Below are 15456 nucleotides of genomic sequence, written 5' to 3'. Positions count from 1 at the left end.
CCCTCAAGAAGCGGTTGCAATCGCTTGTTGCTGCAACTTCGCCTCGGAAGTGCAGTTTCACTGCAGGCCATTGACGAAGTGAGGGCTTTCGGCGAACGTTTCATGCAAACGATTGCCGCACGTCCCGAGGTTGCGCCATGCGACTTCCGTCACTCCCCCCATTGATCGCCCTGACGGTGATCGCCGCTCTCACCCCCCTCTCCCCCGCCACCGCCGCGACCGCTGGCAGGTCCACGATCGTGGTCGCCGCCGACGGCTCAGGCGACTACACGACCGTGCAGGACGCCGTGGACGCCGTGCCCTCCGGCAACCGGCGGCCGGTCACGATCCTGGTCCGCAAGGGCACCTACCGGCAGAAGGTCGTCATCCCGGCCGACAAGCCGTACATCACGCTGGCCGGCGACACCAAGGACCCGCGCGACGTGGTGCTCACGTACGACGTGTCGGCCGGCACGCCGAAGCCGGACGGCTCCGGCACGTACGGCACGTCGGGCAGCGCGTCGTACACGATCGAGGCCCCCGACTTCACCGCCCGCAACCTCACCTTCGAGAACGCCTACGACGAGGCCGCGAACGGCAACAGCCAGGCCGTCGCGGTCAGGACGACCGGCGACCGGCAGGTCTACGACAACGTCAGGTTCCTCGGCAACCAGGACACGCTGTACGCCAACACCCCGTCCGCCACGACCGTCGCCCGCCAGTACTTCCACAACTGCTACGTCGAGGGCGACGTGGACTTCATCTTCGGCCGCGCGACGGCGGTGTTCGACCGCTGCGTCATCAAGGCGCTGAGCCGGGGCAGCTCCGACAACAACGGCTACGTGACCGCCGCCAGCACCGAGATCACCAACCCGTACGGCTTCCTCATCTACCGCAGCCACCTGACCAGCAACGCGCCGGCCCGCACCTTCCATCTGGGCCGCCCGTGGCCGGCGGGCGGCTCGACCACGGCACGCGGGCAGGTGCTGGTGCGCGAGTCGTGGCTCGGCCAGCAGTTCAAGGACGCGCCGTGGACCGACATGTCGGGCCTGAACTGGCGGGACGCCCGCCTGTCCGAGTACCGCAATCACGGCCCCGGTGCCACCGTCAACGACGACCGCCCGCAGCTCGACCCGCGTGAGGCCGCGAAGTACACGCCTGAGCGCTACCTGGCGGGCCGCGACGGCTGGAACCCGGTCCGCCGGCCGAGCCCCGAGCCCAGGCCAGAGCCGGGCCGCGAGGTGCTGCCCAAGGGCGACGGCTGGGCGGCGGCCACGACCGGCACCACCGGCGGCTCGGCCGCCCGTCCCGAGGACGTGCACGTCGTCACGAACCGGGCGCAGCTCATCGCCGCGCTCGGCGACCCCGCCGACAACACCCCGAAGATCGTGTACGTCAGGGGCGCGATCGACGCCGACACCGACGCCGCGGGCAACCCGCTGACCTGCGACGACTACGCCGTGGACGGCTACAGCCTGGAGGCCTACCTGGCGGCCTACGACCCGGAGGTGTGGGGCCGCGACCGGGTGCCGTCGGGGCCGCTTGAGGATGCGCGCCGGGCGTCGTACGCGAAGATGGCCGAGCACGTCACGATCACCGTCGGTTCCAATGTCACGATCATCGGCCTGGGACGCGACGCCGCGCTGAAGAGCTTCGGCCTGCGCATCACGAACGCCGACAACGTGATCGTCCGCAACCTCACCATCACCGACACCGCCGACTGCTTCCCGCAGTGGGACCCGACCGACGGCGAGGAGGGCAACTGGAACGCCTCCTTCGACAACGTCGAGGTGTCCGGCTCGACCCACGTGTGGCTCGACCACAACACGCTGAACGACGGCGACAACCCCGACTCCGGGCAGCCGCGCTACTTCGGCCGGCCGTACCAGGTGCACGACGGGCTGCTCGACGTCGTACGCGGATCCGACCTCGTCACGATGTCGTGGAACCATCTCAGCGGCCACGACAAGGTGACGCTGATCGGCAACACCGACGATCCGGCACGCTACGACGAGCAGGACAAGCTGCGCGTCACCCTGCACCACAACTACTTCGAGGGCCTCGGGCAGCGCACGCCCCGGGTGCGGTGGGGACGCGTGCACGTCTACAACAACTACTACCGGGGCGGCGACACGCACGCGTACAGCATCGGCGTAGGCGTGGGCTCCAAGGTCTACGCCGAGGCGAACGCGTTCGACGGCATCGCCGCTGACAAGGTGCTCAGCGTGTTCGGCGGCACGGCCATCACCGCCAAGGGCAACCTGGTGAACGGGCGGACGGTGGACGTGGTGGCCGCGTACGAGGCCGCCACCGGCGCCACGCTCGGCCGCGACGTCGGCTGGACCCGCCGGCTCCGCGCATGCACCCGGCGAACGCACTGCGGGGTCTGGTGCCGGCGGGCGCGGGCGCCGGCCACCGCCTGTGAACCCCCAATGATCGGCTCTGAGGGTGGGAGTATCACGCCCACCCTCAGAGCCTGTGAACAGGGCGTTCCTGGCCTAGCCTGAAGGCATGGAGACGGAGAACCTGCTCGGGCAGTTCCTGCGAGCGCGCCGCGAGCTACTCCAACCGGAGGACATCGGCATGCCGGTCGGCGCGCGCCGCCGCGTGTCGGGGCTGCGCCGGGAGGAGGTGGCGCAGCTCGCCGGAGTCAGCACCGACTACTACATCAGGCTTGAACAAGGCCGCGAACGGCACCCGTCGGACCAGGTGGTCGACGCGCTCGCCAGGGCGCTGGAGCTGGACGACGACGCCGCGGCCCACCTGCACCGCCTGGCCCACCCGGCCGTGGACAACCGCCGCACCGCCCGCGGTCCTGAACGCGTCGGCGACGCCCTGCTGCGCATGATGGCCGCCTGGCCGCAGACCCCGGCCGTGGTGCTGGGGCGGCGCCTGACCGTACTGGCCGCCAACACCCTGGGCAAGGCCCTGTTCGCCGGCCACACCTACAGCGACGACCTGGTACGGCTGGTCTTCCTCGACCCGGACGCGCGGACGTTCTATCCCGACTGGGAGCGAGCCGCGCTCAACACCGTGGGTGCGCTGCGCGCGAACATCGGCACCGACTACGACGACCCCGACCTGATCGAGCTGGTGGGCGAGCTGTCGCTGAAGAGCGCCGAGTTCCGCGAGCTGTGGGCCCGCCACGACGTCCGCCAGAAGACCCACGAGACCAAGCGAATCCACCACCCGCTGGTGGGCGAGCTGATCCTGCACTACGAGTCGCTGACCGTGAACAGCGCACCCGGCCGGCAACTCGTCGTCTACCAGGCCGAGCCCGGCAGCCCGTCGGAGGAGCGCCTGTCGCTGCTCGGCAGCCTCACCGCCTGACCCGCCTGTTTCCCTGCCTTGTGACCCGCCTGATTCCCGGCCCGATGACCCGCCTGATTCCCGGCCCGTGACCCGCCTGTTTCCCGGCCCGATGACCGGCACCGCTCGGCCAGATGCCCTGACCGGGCTCGGCCAGACGCCCTGACCGGCGCCGCCTGAGCCTGGACCGGGCGCTAGCCGCCGTCACATGCGTGCCTGACCGGCGCCGGATCCACATAGCCACCCACACCGTCATCACCCGCACCGCTATTTGCGCGACCGCGGCATGACCGCCGCGTCGCCATCCCGGCATGCCCGCGTACCCGACGGCACGTCGGTTCGTCTGCCGCTGCGACGTACGAACCGGATGCACCGCCACGGCGACGGGTTCGCCACAACGACCACACAACGACCCACAACAACTCACAACGACTCACAACGACAACGAACGCGCCACGACAACAACCGCATTGGAGCTTCGCATCACATGAGCAAGCAAGACGGAACCCCTGTCTGGTTCATCACCGGATGCTCGTCCGGCCTGGGGCGGGCGCTGGCCGCCGCCGCCCTCGACCGAGGTCATCGAGCCGCCGTCACCGCCCGCTCGCCCGAGCAGGTCGCCGACCTGGTGGAGGCGCACGCCGGCCGCGCCATCGCCCTGCCTCTCGACGTCACCGACCGGTATCAGGTCGCGCGGGCGGTGGCTGCGGCGGAGTCGGCGTTCGGGCGTATCGACGTGCTGGTCAACAACGCCGGGTACGGCTATCTCGCCGCCCTGGAGGAAGGCGAGGACGACGAGGTCAGAGCGCTGTTCGAGACGAACGTGCACGGCCTGGTCGACGTCACCAAGGCCGTGCTGCCCGGCATGCGCGCCCGCCGTACCGGCCACATCGTGAACATCTCGTCGCTGGGCGGCCTGGCCGCGTTCGGCGCGACCGGCTACTACCACGCCACGAAGTTCGCCGTGGAGGGGCTGTCGGAGTCGCTCGCGGCCGAGGTAGGGCCGCTCGGCATCAAGGTCACGATCGTGGAGCCGGGCGCGTTCCGTACGAACTGGTCCGGGCCGTCGATGCGGCAGTCCAAGATCCGCATCGACGACTACGACGAGACGGCCGGTGCCCGGCGCGCGTCCACGCTGGCCACCTACGGCAAGCAGCCCGGCGACCCCGACCGCGCCGCCGCGGCGATCATCACGGCGGTCGCGTCGCCGGAACCGCCGCTGCGGCTGCTGCTCGGCAAGGCCGACTACGACATCGCCACCGACCGGCTCACCACGTTGCGGGCCGGTTTCGACACCTGGCGCGAGCTGACGCTCAGCGCCGACTACCCGGCCTCCTAGGAGGAGACAGTGAGCAAGATCGTTCTCATCACCGGCGCGAGCAGCGGCATCGGCGAGGCCACCGCACGCCGCCTGGCCGCCGACGGCCACATCGTGGTGCTCGGCGCACGCCGCGAAGACCGGCTCGCGGAGATCGCGAAGGCCATCGAGGCGGACGGCGGCACCGCCGACGTCCGGCGGCTGGACGTGTCCGACCGCCAGGACGTCGCCGCCTTCGCCGACGAGGTCTTCGAGCGGTACGGCCGCATCGACGTGCTCGTCAACAACGCGGGCGTGATGCCGCTGTCCCGGCTGGACGCGCTGCTGGTGGACGAGTGGGAGCGGATGATCGACGTGAACGTTCGCGGCCTGCTGTACGGGATCGCCGCCGCGCTGCCCCACTTCAAGCGGCAGGGCTCGGGGCACTTCGTCACCGTCGCCTCGATCGGCGCGCACCAGGTGGTGCCGACGAGCGCCGTCTACAGCGGCACCAAGTACGCCGCCTGGGCCATCACCGAGGGCCTGCGCCAGGAGATGGACCCGTCGATCAGGGTCACCACGATCTCGCCCGGCGTCGTGGAGTCGGAGCTGGCCGACTCCATCACCGACCCGGGCGCCCGGGAGATGATGCGCACCTATCGGGCGAACAGCATCTCGCCGGACGCCATCGGCGGCGCCATCGCGTACGCCATCGGCCAGCCGCCCGACGTGGACGTCAACGAGATCATCATCCGGCCGACCCGGCAACGCTGAGACCTCCTTACCCACCCCTCATACGCCGCCCGCCTCCGTGGGAGTCACGCATCCGGCGGGCTTCACACCGCGCGCACGTGGCACTGGCCGAGGCTCAAGCCGAACCCACCCGCCCCGACCTCCGCCACCGGGCGTGCCCAACGCCAGATCGCCCCTGCGCCACTCACCCGGCTTCGGGCGGCCTCGCACCGGAGCGATCTCGTACCACCGGCACCCGCCCTCGGGCGGGCGTCCTTCCGGCAGGTCCCACCGGTCGCGGCCGGTGTGCGCAAGGGCGTCCCTTCGCCCCATCGCCGCGCGCTGTTTCACAGCCGCGCACTGTCGTTCCAGCTCCGCGCACGCCGCCCGCGCCTGGCACTGGGCGGCGCGCGTCCTCCCGGCAGCTCCCGCGCCGCCCGCACCTGACGCCAGGCGACGCGCGCCCATCCGGCAGATCCCGCCGCCCGCACCCGACACCAGGCGGCGCGCGCCACCCAGCAGGCCCCACACCGCCCACACCCGACACCAAGCGACGCGCGCCCATCGGCAGGTCCCGCTCGGCTCGCGCCTGGCACTGGGCGGCCCCGCCTTCAACACACCCTGTGCCAAGCCCACCTCCGGGCAGGGGCTCAGGAGGTGTGCCACGGCCTCGAGGGGTTCGCCTGGAAGGGCGGCTCGGCCGGCGGGTGGGCGTTGCCAGGTTCCTGGAGCCGGTCAGAGGTGGGGGCCGCTGTGCGGGAGGCCCTCGCCTTCCGGTTCGAGCGCGTACGCGATGCCCGCGTCGACGTCGCTGTCGAAGCCGGTGCGGTAGGCCGCCGCATACGCGCTGTCGCCGAGGGCGGCCCTGGCGTGCGTCTCGCACGCTCGCCTGGCCGCCACCCACTCGGGAACGCTGGCCTGCGCCTGGCCGTGGTTGCTCCACACTCGCTGGGCCAGCCCGAGCAGCCGGGCCGCGCGCCCGGCCTGCCCCGCCGCGCCGGCCGCCAGCGCCAGCAGATCGACGGTCAGCCCGATGCCGAAGCTGTCGTGCAGCCGCCGCTTGGTCCGTAAAGCCGCCTGCCCGTAGCGAACGGCGGCGGCCAGCCGTCCGCTGCTCAGCTCGGCCTGTCCGCGCAGGAAATCGCCGTGGGAACGCATGAGCTGCTCGCCGCGCCCGTCGCACAGCGTCCGCAGGTCCTCGAGTACGGCGATGGCCTCGTCGAGCCGCCCGGCCACGGTCAGCGCATGCGCCCGGCACAGCAGTGCGAGCAGGCCGGCGATGGTGGGCGGCTCGTCGTTCCACCGGTCGCGGTACGCGGGCTCTGACTCGGCCAGGACTCGCGCCAGGTCGCCGCGGATCACCCCGGCGGCCGACCTGAGCGCCCTGACGCAGGTGGCGGCGTACGCGCCGAACCCGCCCGGGACCAGGGCAGCACGCCCGTAGATGCCCGCGAGGTCACCGCCCGTGACGGGGTAGCCGCGAGTGCCCGCATGGCTGTAGCTCGCGGTAGAGGCCCCAGGAGCACCGGCGTCGCCGTAGATGCCGGCGCCATCGCCGGAGGTCGCAGCCGGACCTTCGAAAGCTGCGCGCGCGTGGCCGCCAGAGGTGGCAGCCGAACCGCCGGAAAGCGCACCTGGACCACCGAAGTTCACAGCCCAATCCCCGGGGGTCGCGGATAGGCCGCCAGAAGTCGCGGCCGCATCGCCGGAGGTTCCGGGCGGGCCACCAGAAGTCGGGGGCAGGCCACCGTAGGTCGAGGACGGACCTCCGGGAATCGACGCCGAGTCACTAGAAGCCGCAGGCGGGTGACCAGTAGTCGCGGACGGCTGGCCGGGAGGCGCAGGCGAATGGCGAGAAGCCGCGGACGCCTGACCGGGAACCACAGACGAATGGCCAGAAGCCGCGGACACCTGACCAGGCACCACAGACGAATGGCCAGAAGCCGCGGCCACCTGACCAGGAACCACAGACGAATGGCCAGAAGCCGCGGCCACCTGACCAGGAACCGCAGGCGGATGGCCAGGAGTCGACTGGGGATCGCCGGAAGTCGTGCGCAGGTCGTGGGCGACGGTGGCGATCTGGGTGGCGCGGGTTTCGGCGCCGTGGGCGTCGCCCTGGGAGGCGGCCAGCAGGCCATCGGCCCACAGCGTCTGTACGAGGGCGGGTTCCGGGCGCCGGGCGAGGGCGAGCGCCTGCTGGAGGTAGTGGCGGCCCTCCTTGGCGTGGCCGCAGCCGTACCAGAAGAAGGCCAGCACGCCGGCCAGCTCGAGTGCGGGCGTGGCGTCCTCGGCGGCCAGCGCCACTTCAAGCGCCGCCCGCAGGTTGTCGTGTTCGCCGACCATGCGGTCGTACCAGGAAAGCTGGCCGGGCCCCAGCCAGCCGGCGGCGCCCTTGATGGCCAGCGACAGGTAGTGCTCGCGGTGGCGCTGCTTGAAACGTTCCTCCTCGCCGAGGTCGCGCAGCAGGCGGGCGCCGTACTCGCGCAGCGTGTCGAGCATGCGGTAACGCTCACCCGCGCCGGTCGGCAGCCACGTCAGCACCGAATCCTCGGCCAGGGCGTCGAGCAGCAGCCCGATCTCGGACTCCGGGAGCCGCTCGTCGGCGCACACCCGGCGGGCGGCCTCGGTGTCGAAGTCGCCGGCGAACACCGACAGCCGCGCCCACAGCAGCCGCTCGGCAGGCTCGCACAGCTCGTGGCTCCACCCGACCGCCGTGCGCAGGGCGCGGTGCCAGGGCGGGTCGTGCGGGCTGCCGGGGTCGGCGTCGAGGGCGGCGAACCGGTCGTCGAGCCGGTCGGCGAGGTAGCTGACGGGCAGGTCGCGCAGCCGGGCGGCGGCCAGCTCGATCGCCAGCGGGATGCCTTCGAGCCGCCGGCACAGGCGTACGACGGCCTCGGGGTTCTCGCTTCCCAGGTCGAAGCCGGGCACGACGTCGGCGGCGCGCTCGGCGAGCAGCGTCACGGCGTCGCCCACGAGCGCCGTGGTGCCGGCGGGCGGGACCGGCAGCGGCTCGATCACGACCAGCGTCTCGCCCGCCACTTCGAGCGGGCGGCGGCTGGTGGCGAGCACGCGCAGCCCCGGTACGGCGGTGAGCAGCGCGGCGACGACCTCGCCGCAGGGCCGGCGAGGTGTTCGCAGGAGTCGAGGACGATCAGCAGCTCGCGTCCGGACAGGTGCTCGGCCAGCACCTCCGTCATGGGCCGGGCGGTCTGGTCGGCCAGCCGGAGCGCTCCGGCGATCGCGTGCGGAACGAGACCTCCGTCGTTCAACGCGGATAAACCCACCAGCCAGGCTCCCCCGCCGAACTCGGACCGCAGCTCGGCCGCCGCACGCAGAGCCACGCGTGACTTGCCGACGCCGCCGATGCCCGTGAGCGTCACCAGGCGGGAGTGACGCACGGCGGTACGCACCACGTCCAGCTCGGCGCGGCGGCCGACCAGGCTGGTCAGCTCGGGTGGAAGGTTGCCCGCCTGCCACTTGCCTGCCATCGCGATCGCCACCCATCCGGCCGGGAGTGTGACAGCAGCTTGCCCCACGACGGCCTGCTCGGTCACCACAGGTAAGGGAGCAACTACTCCGCTGCTGGAGATGGTCCGCCCGGGCTGCGGGTGGCGTCAAGAGCGTTCCCCTTCCGGCAGGGGATCGGCAGGGGAACCTGCCGATCCGGCCGTGGAGGACGGAGAAAACGCGCGGCGGAGGGCTCGCCCACGGGCGTGCGCGATGGGTGAGGGGCGGGCGTTGGGAACCGGCGCCCTCCCCAAGTGAGGGGCGAGCGTGGGGAACCGGTGCCCTCCCCAAGTGAGGGGCGAGCGTGGGGAACCGGCATCCGCCCCAGGTGAGGGGCGGGCGTTGGGAACCGGCGTCCGCCCGGGGTGAGGGGCGGGGGCGCGCCCGCGGGCCTGGGCGCGCCCCCGCTTTCTCAAGTCCCGTAGGCCTTGACCTCCAAGAGGCCCACGGAACTGGTCCCGTTGCCGGTGAGCAGCACCCGCAGGCGGGTGGTGTTCACGGCGGTGAAGGTGACGGTGTTGTCGGCGTCCTTGGCCAGCGTGTACGCCGACGCGCCCGGCACGTCCGCGTACGCGCTGCCGTTCCAGTACTGCAGCTTCCACGACGCCGGCATGTCGATGCCCTGGTCGTCGTCGAAGAAGTACACCTCGGCCCGGTTCAGGGTGCGGGCGGACGGCCAGGTGAGCTCGACCCACTGCTGCCCGGTCTCCGGCCAGCGGCCCCAGCGCGGGTTCACGGTGTCGTTGGAGGAGGGCGGGTCGATGCCGTCGTTGACGGCGGCCACGCTCTCCCACGGCGAGGTGTACGACGCGGTGGCCACGGCCGACTGCGCGAGGTTGGACGGCTGCGGGGTGCCGCCGCCGCGGTTGTGCACCTTGATCTCGGTGAGCCCGGTACGCGCCCCGGAGACGGCGTTGAACACCACCCGCATCCGCTGAGCGTTCACGGCGTTGAACCGCACCACGTTGTAGTTGCCGCGCGGCGTCGCCGGGTTCTTGACCTGGGAGGAGGCGCTGACCCAGGTGCTGCCGTCGTGGTACTGGACGTCGTACGAGGCCGGCGCCCGGTAGGTGCCGCTGGCCTGGCGGCTGTCCTTGAAGTACAGCCGTACCTCGTCGAAGGTGCGGGCGGAGCCGAAGTTCAGCTCGTACCAGTCCTGGCCGGCGGTGGCGGTGCCGCCCCAGAACGGCTCGTTGATGGGGAAGCCGTCGACCGCGGTGGTCACGTCACCGGTGGCCCGGTCCCACGTGAACGGCACCAGGTCCGAGACCGTGGCGGCGCGGGTGCCGTTGACCGTAGATGGAGTAGCCCTCGGGCACGCCCGGGTAGCGGACCACGCCGTCGGCCGGGTCGTCCCAGACGATGGTGAGGTCGGCGTTGCGGTAGCGCAGGTTGTTGACCGTGAAGTGGGTCCAGCCGATGTGGATCGGCGACAGCTCCACCTTGGCGTCGTTGCGCGGCCGCAGCCCGGCGACGTCCTCGATGATCGTCCAGTTGCTGCTGCCGAGGATGTTGTGGTGGATCCAGGAGCGGTACGTGATGGAGGAGCCGTTCCAGTCGGCCCAGAACTCGTTGGCGTCGGGCCACTGGGTGTTGCCGCCGATGTACTGCGCCCAGGCGTTCCAGGAGAGCAGCTTCTTGTACCAGGTGGCGTCGATCCACTCGTTGGGTTAGTTGCGCAGCACCGACGACAGCAGGCGGAACTGCACGGTGGAGTTGATGGTGGAGAAGTTGTTGCTGCCGGTGCCGGAGGCCGCCTTGTCGGCCTGGTTGGCGGTGTAGAAGGGGAAGATCGGGTACTGCGCCGGGTCGTCGAACAGGCGCAGCGCCTGCTTGTACGTCGCGGTGTTCGGGATCGCGCCGACCGCGAACGGGTAGTAGTTGTTGATCTCCTTCCACGGCACCCACTCGTTGGTGGACTTCAGGCGGTGCTCGAAGAGCTGCCGGTTGGGGTTCCAGAGAACGTTGAGTATGGCGTTCTGGATCCTGGTGGCGAGCGTGCGCATCTCGTTCGCCTTGGCGGTGTTGCCGGCCGCCTCGTACGCCTGCGCGGCGGCGAGCGCACCGCTGTACTGGTAGGCGGACTCGGCGCGGTCCATCCTGCCGGGCTTCCAGTGGAACGACACGGCGTCGGCGGTGGTGATCGGCGGGCCCGCGAGTGCGGGCCGCGGAGTGCCGAGGAGGAGCAGGAGTGCCGCGGCGACGGCCGCCGCCCATCGTCGTCTCATGTGGTGGCCCCTAGCTGGTTTATGTGAGCGCTAACATCATGGATTCGAGACTCCCTAAAAGGTTTTCGGGAAGATAGATCGGGCCGGTCAAGGCCGTCAATGAGCCGTTGCAACGTCCTGCATGTGCTCTGACATGCTCGATTCGGTGACCATGGGCGCCGATCTGGCGGCTCATGCTTGTTCACATTTTCGTATCACCGAAAAGGCTTTCGGTGTGTCGGCTGGGATCCCTTCGCGCTTGGCAATGGTCTTCGGTGCGTTTGCGCAGGTCAAAAGGGGTGGAACGGGGTGCGCGGCGTTGCCGGGAAGGTCGCACTTCTCGTGAGAAATTCCGAACAGTAGCTCCTGACCTTGAGGGACGTCTCATGGGACACGATCACCAGGACCGCCAGGTCAGCCGGCGACGGCTCATCACCGGCATCGGCTCGCTCGGCCTCGGCGGCCTCCTGACCGCGGGCGACCCCCGCGCGGCGGGCACGGTCGCCGACAGCTCGGCGGCGGGAACGGTCACGGGTAGCACGACGGCGCGGTCCGGCGACGGACCGGCTGCCCGGACCGGCACCGGATCGGGCGCCGGCTCCGCGACCGGCACCGGATCGGGCGCCGGCTCCGCGACCGGCACCGGATCGGGCGCCGGCTCCGCGACCGGGACCGGCAGTGGAGCGGCCTCCGGCGCGACGTCCGCTGTGGGGCCCGCCGCCGGGTCCGCAGGCAGCGCCTTCGATCCCGATACGCACGCCAAGGCCCAGGCGCTGCTGTCCAAGGCACAGATGTGCAAGCTGACGCCCGGCACCAAGCAGGGCCCCTACTACTTCGAGACCGGCTCCGTACGCAGCGACCTGCGCGAGGACCGGCAGGGCGTGCGGCTGCGGCTGGCGCTCAAGGTGCAGGACGGCGCCACCTGCCGGCCGCTGCCCGGCGCGGCCGTCGAGGTCTGGCACTGCGACGCCTCCGGCCTCTACTCCGGCGCCGAGCGGCAGTCGCGCCTGGTGCTGACCGGCGGGGACAAGGTGCGGGTCAGGCCCGGCACCGTGTTCACCGACATCACCCCGTCCGACGGGCGGCGCTACCTGCGCGGCGTGCAGCTCACCGACCGCGACGGCATCGTCCGCTTCACCACCATCTGGCCGGGCTGGTACCCGGGGCGTACCGTGCACGTTCACGTGATGGTCGTCGTCGGAGACCATCGGGCGCTGTGCACCGAGATCATGTTCGACGAGAAGCTGAACAGGAAGGTGCTCGCCACACCCCCGTACCGCGCGGGGCACAAGCGGCCCAGGGACACCTTCAACGGCAACGACCCGATCTTCAGGGACGACATGCTGGCCTACGTCGTCGAGGACGGCGACGGCTACCTCGCCGCCGCCGTCCTCGCCACCGACCACGACGAACGCCCCGTCTGACCCACAGCGGTCGCCCGACCCACCTTCCGGTCCACACCGGCGCCTGGGCCGCCCCGGCATCCGGCCCACCCTCGATCCACACCAGCGCCCGGCCCGCCCCGGTCCACACCGGCGTCCGGCCTGCCCCGGCATCCGGCCCGCCCCCGGTCCGCACCGGTTGCACGGCCCGCGCCAGGTCCGCACCGGTGTCCGCCCCCTACGCGCGTCCGGGCACGCGCCGGAGCCCGGCGCCTACGGGTGGCCGGCCCGCGCATGGGCAGGCCCGGCTCGCACGGGTGCCCGGCCCGCACGGATGGGACCGGCCCACACAGGTGGCCAGCCCGCACGGATGGGACCGGCCCGCACGCATGGGGCTGGCCCACACGGGTGACTGGCCCGCAGAGGTGGCCGGCACGCACGGATGGACCTGGCCCTCACAGGTGGCCGACACGCACGCCCGGGGCCGGCACGCACGGGTGGGGCTGGCCCGCACACGTGACCGGCCCGCACGAAAGGACCTGGCCCTCACAGGTGGCCGACACGCACAGACGGGGCTGGCTCGCACGGGTGCTCGGCTCCTCATGAGTGGAACTGGCCCGCATGGGTGACCGGCACGGACGGGTCGGCCGGCCCGCACGCGAAGCCGCGCCCGCGTTCGGCCTACCCCCGCGCGGGCTACACCCGCCGCACGACATGCAGCAGGTACTCTTTCCTGTCGAGCGGGTTGTGGTCGGTACGTGGGCGTTCGGGGATCGGGCCGCGTACCGGCTCGTAGTGGGAGAAGGCGGACTCCAGCACGCCCTCACCCCGCGTCAGCCCCGGCAACCGCCGCTCCAGCTCGTGCACCCTGGCCGCCGGGATCTCGCCTTCCACCAGCGCCGCATGCCGGGTGCGCGGCACCGCGCCCAGCCTGGTCAGCACCGGCAGCACCGAGCTGAGCAGGTCGGGCGGCAGGTCGAGGCGGAAGCTGTGCATCGGCTCGTACACGGTGGTCCCGGCCTGGCGCAGCGCCGCCATCAGCACCAGCGGCACCAGGTTGCGGAAGTCGCCGGCGGTGCTCGACATGCTCTTGTCGAAGACGCCGCCGGAGTGGCTCTGCCTGGCCCAGTAGCCCGAGTGGGTCAGCGTGACCACGCAGTCCAGCACCTCCCAGCCGTGCAGGCCCTGCTTGAGCGTCTCGCGCACGGTCTCCTCGACCGTTCGCATGAACGCGTACGGCAGCGATCCCAGCTCCACCTCCAGCCGGAACTTCACTCCGCTGCCGGGCGGGCCGGGCTCGACCCGCAGGCCGACCGTCGCGAGGAACGGGTTCGGCTCCTTGCCGATCAGCTCGTACGCCGCCCCGGTGCCCGACGGGCGCTCGACGCAGATCGTGGTCGTCTCGCGGAACGTCACCTCCAGGCCGTACTCCTCGGCCAGCGTGTCCTGGATGACCTCCTTCTGCACCTCGCCGTAGAGCGAGACCGACACCTCCTGGCGTACGTCGTCCTGGCGCACCGCGATCAGCGGGTCCTGCTCGGCGAGCTGCGCGAGCGCGAGGTGCAGCGCGGCCCGGTCCTGCGGCCGCCGGGGCACCACCACGGTCTCCAGCGTCGGGGGCGCGAAGTACCCACCGCCCCCGCCGTCCCTTCCAGGGGCGGGGCCTGGGGGGCCGGGCGGGATGGCACGGCGGGACTCGGCGTGACCGTTGAGGCCCGGGCCAGGGTGGCCCAGGGGGTCGGCGCGGTGGGCGCCGGAATGACCGTTGAACCGCGAGCCGGCGTGGCCGGGCGGGACGGCGCGACAGGACTCAGCGTGACCGTTGAGGCCCGGGCCAGGGTGGCCGGCGAGGTGGACGGGGTCGCAGATGCGGACGTCCGTCAGGCCCCAGACGCGGGCGATGCGGCCCGCGGGCACCTCCTGCCGCCGCTGGTCCGTGCCGGAGTCGAAGACGCTGATCGCGGTGACCCTGCCCGCCCGATCTCCGAAGCGCAGCCGGTCGCGGACGCGCAGCGTGCCGCCGAACATCCGTACGTACGCGACCTTCTCCCCCGCCGGGCCCCGCTCGACCTTGAAGACGGTCCCCGACGGCGGCCCTTCCGGGTCGCCGGGCGCGGCGGGCAGCAGCTCGTCGATGCCCGCCATCAGCGCCTCCACCCCGGCCCCGATGATCGCCGAGCCGAAGAACACCGGGTGCACCGCGGCCTGCGCGGTCTGCGCCCGCAGCTCAGCGCGGAGCCGGTCGGGGGTGATCGAGCCCTCATCGGTCACGTACGCGGCCAGCAACGCGTCGTCCCGCCGGGTCAGGACGTCCAGTAGCCGGTCGGTGAAGGCGGGCTCGCCGTCGTACGGGGTGAACCCGGCCTCGGGAGTGCCGAGGTTCGCGGTCGTGCCCATGGGGACCACGGCCGGCGAGATCTTGGCGGCCAGCTCGGCGAGCACGTCATCGGCGCGGGCGCCACGACGGTCGATCTTGTTGACGAAGACGAGCGTGGGGATGCCGAGGCGGCGCAGCGTACGCATGAGCACGCGCGTCTGCGCCTGCACCCCCTCCACGGCCGAGACGACCAGAATGGCGCCGTCGAGCACGTTGAGCACCCGCTCCACCTCGGCGATGAAGTCTGGGTGTCCCGGGGTGTCGATCAGGTTGACGGTGGTGCCGCCGACAGCGAACGAGACGACGGCCGACTTGATGGTGATGCCGCGCCGGCGTTCAAGTGCCAGGACGTCGGTCCTGGTGGTGCCGCCATCGACGCTGCCGGCCTCGTCGATGGCTCCGGCGGCGTACAGCAGCCGCTCGGTCAGGCTGGTCTTACCGGCGTCTACATGCGCCAGAATCCCCAAGTTGAGCACACGCAACGAACGTCATGTCCTTCGGTGAGACGACTCCTTCTTGCTGGGAAGACATGACAGTTGTGCGCATTTCCGCTCCTCGGGTCGGCCGGATCGCGATCCAGCACACCAAACGAGCACGACAGGCGGCAATCGAATTTCCGGTCTGGGCGCCTGCGCGCATGAAGTTTTCGGCCCCGCGGCTCCGCGG

At 71.5% G+C, this 15456-nt stretch carries 12 protein-coding genes; 6 read left to right on the top strand and 6 right to left on the bottom strand.

Annotation, left to right across the window (positions count from 1 at the left end):
• The first annotated feature begins 161 nt into the window (after window positions 1-161).
• From ACFMQL_RS24750 to ACFMQL_RS24735, 4 genes are all read left to right on the top strand, one after another.
• On the top strand, window positions 162-2486 hold the full coding sequence (locus ACFMQL_RS24750; RefSeq protein ID WP_378787217.1) for a pectinesterase family protein: 2325 nt from the start codon (window positions 162-164) through the stop codon (window positions 2484-2486).
• Window positions 2487-2490: 4 nt separating this feature from the next.
• Entirely contained in the window at window positions 2491-3309 is an 819-nt protein-coding gene (locus ACFMQL_RS24745) for a helix-turn-helix transcriptional regulator (RefSeq protein WP_364056637.1), read from the top strand.
• Window positions 3310-3775: 466 nt separating this feature from the next.
• The gene (locus ACFMQL_RS24740; RefSeq protein WP_378787215.1) at window positions 3776-4627 is read left to right on the top strand and encodes an oxidoreductase; all 852 of its coding nucleotides are present in this window, start codon (window positions 3776-3778) and stop codon (window positions 4625-4627) included.
• Between the two features lie 9 nt (window positions 4628-4636).
• Window positions 4637-5359, top strand: a complete 723-nt coding sequence (locus ACFMQL_RS24735) for an SDR family oxidoreductase (RefSeq protein WP_364056643.1) — start codon at window positions 4637-4639, stop codon at window positions 5357-5359.
• Between the two features lie 693 nt (window positions 5360-6052).
• On the opposite strand, the gene ACFMQL_RS24730 is transcribed toward ACFMQL_RS24735, so the two are convergent.
• The 4 genes from ACFMQL_RS24730 to ACFMQL_RS24715 all read right to left on the bottom strand — a co-directional run bounded on the left by ACFMQL_RS24730 (window position 6053) and on the right by ACFMQL_RS24715 (window position 10266).
• Window positions 6053-8386 (bottom strand): ATP-binding protein, encoded by a 2334-nt coding sequence (locus tag ACFMQL_RS24730; protein ID WP_378787214.1) that lies wholly within the window; start codon window positions 8384-8386, stop codon window positions 6053-6055.
• Window positions 8332-8817 (bottom strand): hypothetical protein, encoded by a 486-nt coding sequence (locus ACFMQL_RS24725; RefSeq protein WP_378787213.1) that lies wholly within the window; start codon window positions 8815-8817, stop codon window positions 8332-8334. The genes ACFMQL_RS24730 and ACFMQL_RS24725 overlap by 55 nt, the downstream gene beginning before the upstream one ends.
• Window positions 8818-9236: 419 nt before the next feature.
• Complete coding sequence (locus ACFMQL_RS24720) at window positions 9237-10082, bottom strand: discoidin domain-containing protein (RefSeq protein WP_378787212.1); 846 nt, start codon at window positions 10080-10082, stop codon at window positions 9237-9239.
• On the bottom strand, window positions 10051-10266 hold the full coding sequence (locus tag ACFMQL_RS24715; protein ID WP_378787211.1) for a hypothetical protein: 216 nt from the start codon (window positions 10264-10266) through the stop codon (window positions 10051-10053). The genes ACFMQL_RS24720 and ACFMQL_RS24715 overlap by 32 nt, the downstream gene beginning before the upstream one ends.
• 1 nt (window position 10267) lies before the next feature.
• Here ACFMQL_RS24715 and ACFMQL_RS24710 point away from each other — a divergent pair, with 1 nt between their 5' ends.
• Entirely contained in the window at window positions 10268-10498 is a 231-nt protein-coding gene (locus ACFMQL_RS24710; RefSeq protein ID WP_378787209.1) for a hypothetical protein, read from the top strand.
• Here the strand turns inward: ACFMQL_RS24710 and ACFMQL_RS24705 are convergent.
• The gene (locus ACFMQL_RS24705) at window positions 10495-11052 is read right to left on the bottom strand and encodes a hypothetical protein (protein WP_378787207.1); all 558 of its coding nucleotides are present in this window, start codon (window positions 11050-11052) and stop codon (window positions 10495-10497) included. The two genes, ACFMQL_RS24710 and ACFMQL_RS24705, sit on opposite strands and share 4 nt — an antisense overlap.
• Before the next feature lie 365 nt (window positions 11053-11417).
• Here ACFMQL_RS24705 and ACFMQL_RS24700 point away from each other — a divergent pair, with 365 nt between their 5' ends.
• On the top strand, window positions 11418-12455 hold the full coding sequence (locus ACFMQL_RS24700; protein ID WP_378787205.1) for a hypothetical protein: 1038 nt from the start codon (window positions 11418-11420) through the stop codon (window positions 12453-12455).
• Window positions 12456-13109: 654 nt separating this feature from the next.
• On the opposite strand, the gene ACFMQL_RS24695 is transcribed toward ACFMQL_RS24700, so the two are convergent.
• Window positions 13110-15266, bottom strand: a complete 2157-nt coding sequence (locus ACFMQL_RS24695) for a GTP-binding protein (RefSeq protein WP_378790205.1) — start codon at window positions 15264-15266, stop codon at window positions 13110-13112.
• Window positions 15267-15456: the final 190 nt, after the last annotated feature.

It is taken from the genome of Nonomuraea fastidiosa (assembly GCF_042751225.1).
Classification (GTDB): Bacteria; Actinomycetota; Actinomycetes; order Streptosporangiales; family Streptosporangiaceae; genus Nonomuraea; species Nonomuraea fastidiosa.
Note: the sequence above shows the minus strand (reverse complement) of the source record. Positions and strands in the feature narration are given on the sequence as shown.

Excerpts from the sequence above, each read along its gene's own strand:
- ACFMQL_RS24745 (WP_364056637.1), top strand. The coding sequence starts at position 2,491 with ATGGAGACGGAGAACCTGCTCGGGCAGTTCCTGCGAGCGCGCCGCGAG.
- ACFMQL_RS24700 (WP_378787205.1), top strand. The coding sequence starts at position 11,418 with ATGGGACACGATCACCAGGACCGCCAGGTCAGCCGGCGACGGCTCATC.
- ACFMQL_RS24740 (WP_378787215.1), top strand. The coding sequence starts at position 3,776 with ATGAGCAAGCAAGACGGAACCCCTGTCTGGTTCATCACCGGATGCTCG.
- ACFMQL_RS24705 (WP_378787207.1), bottom strand. The coding sequence starts at position 11,052 with ATGAGACGACGATGGGCGGCGGCCGTCGCCGCGGCACTCCTGCTCCTC.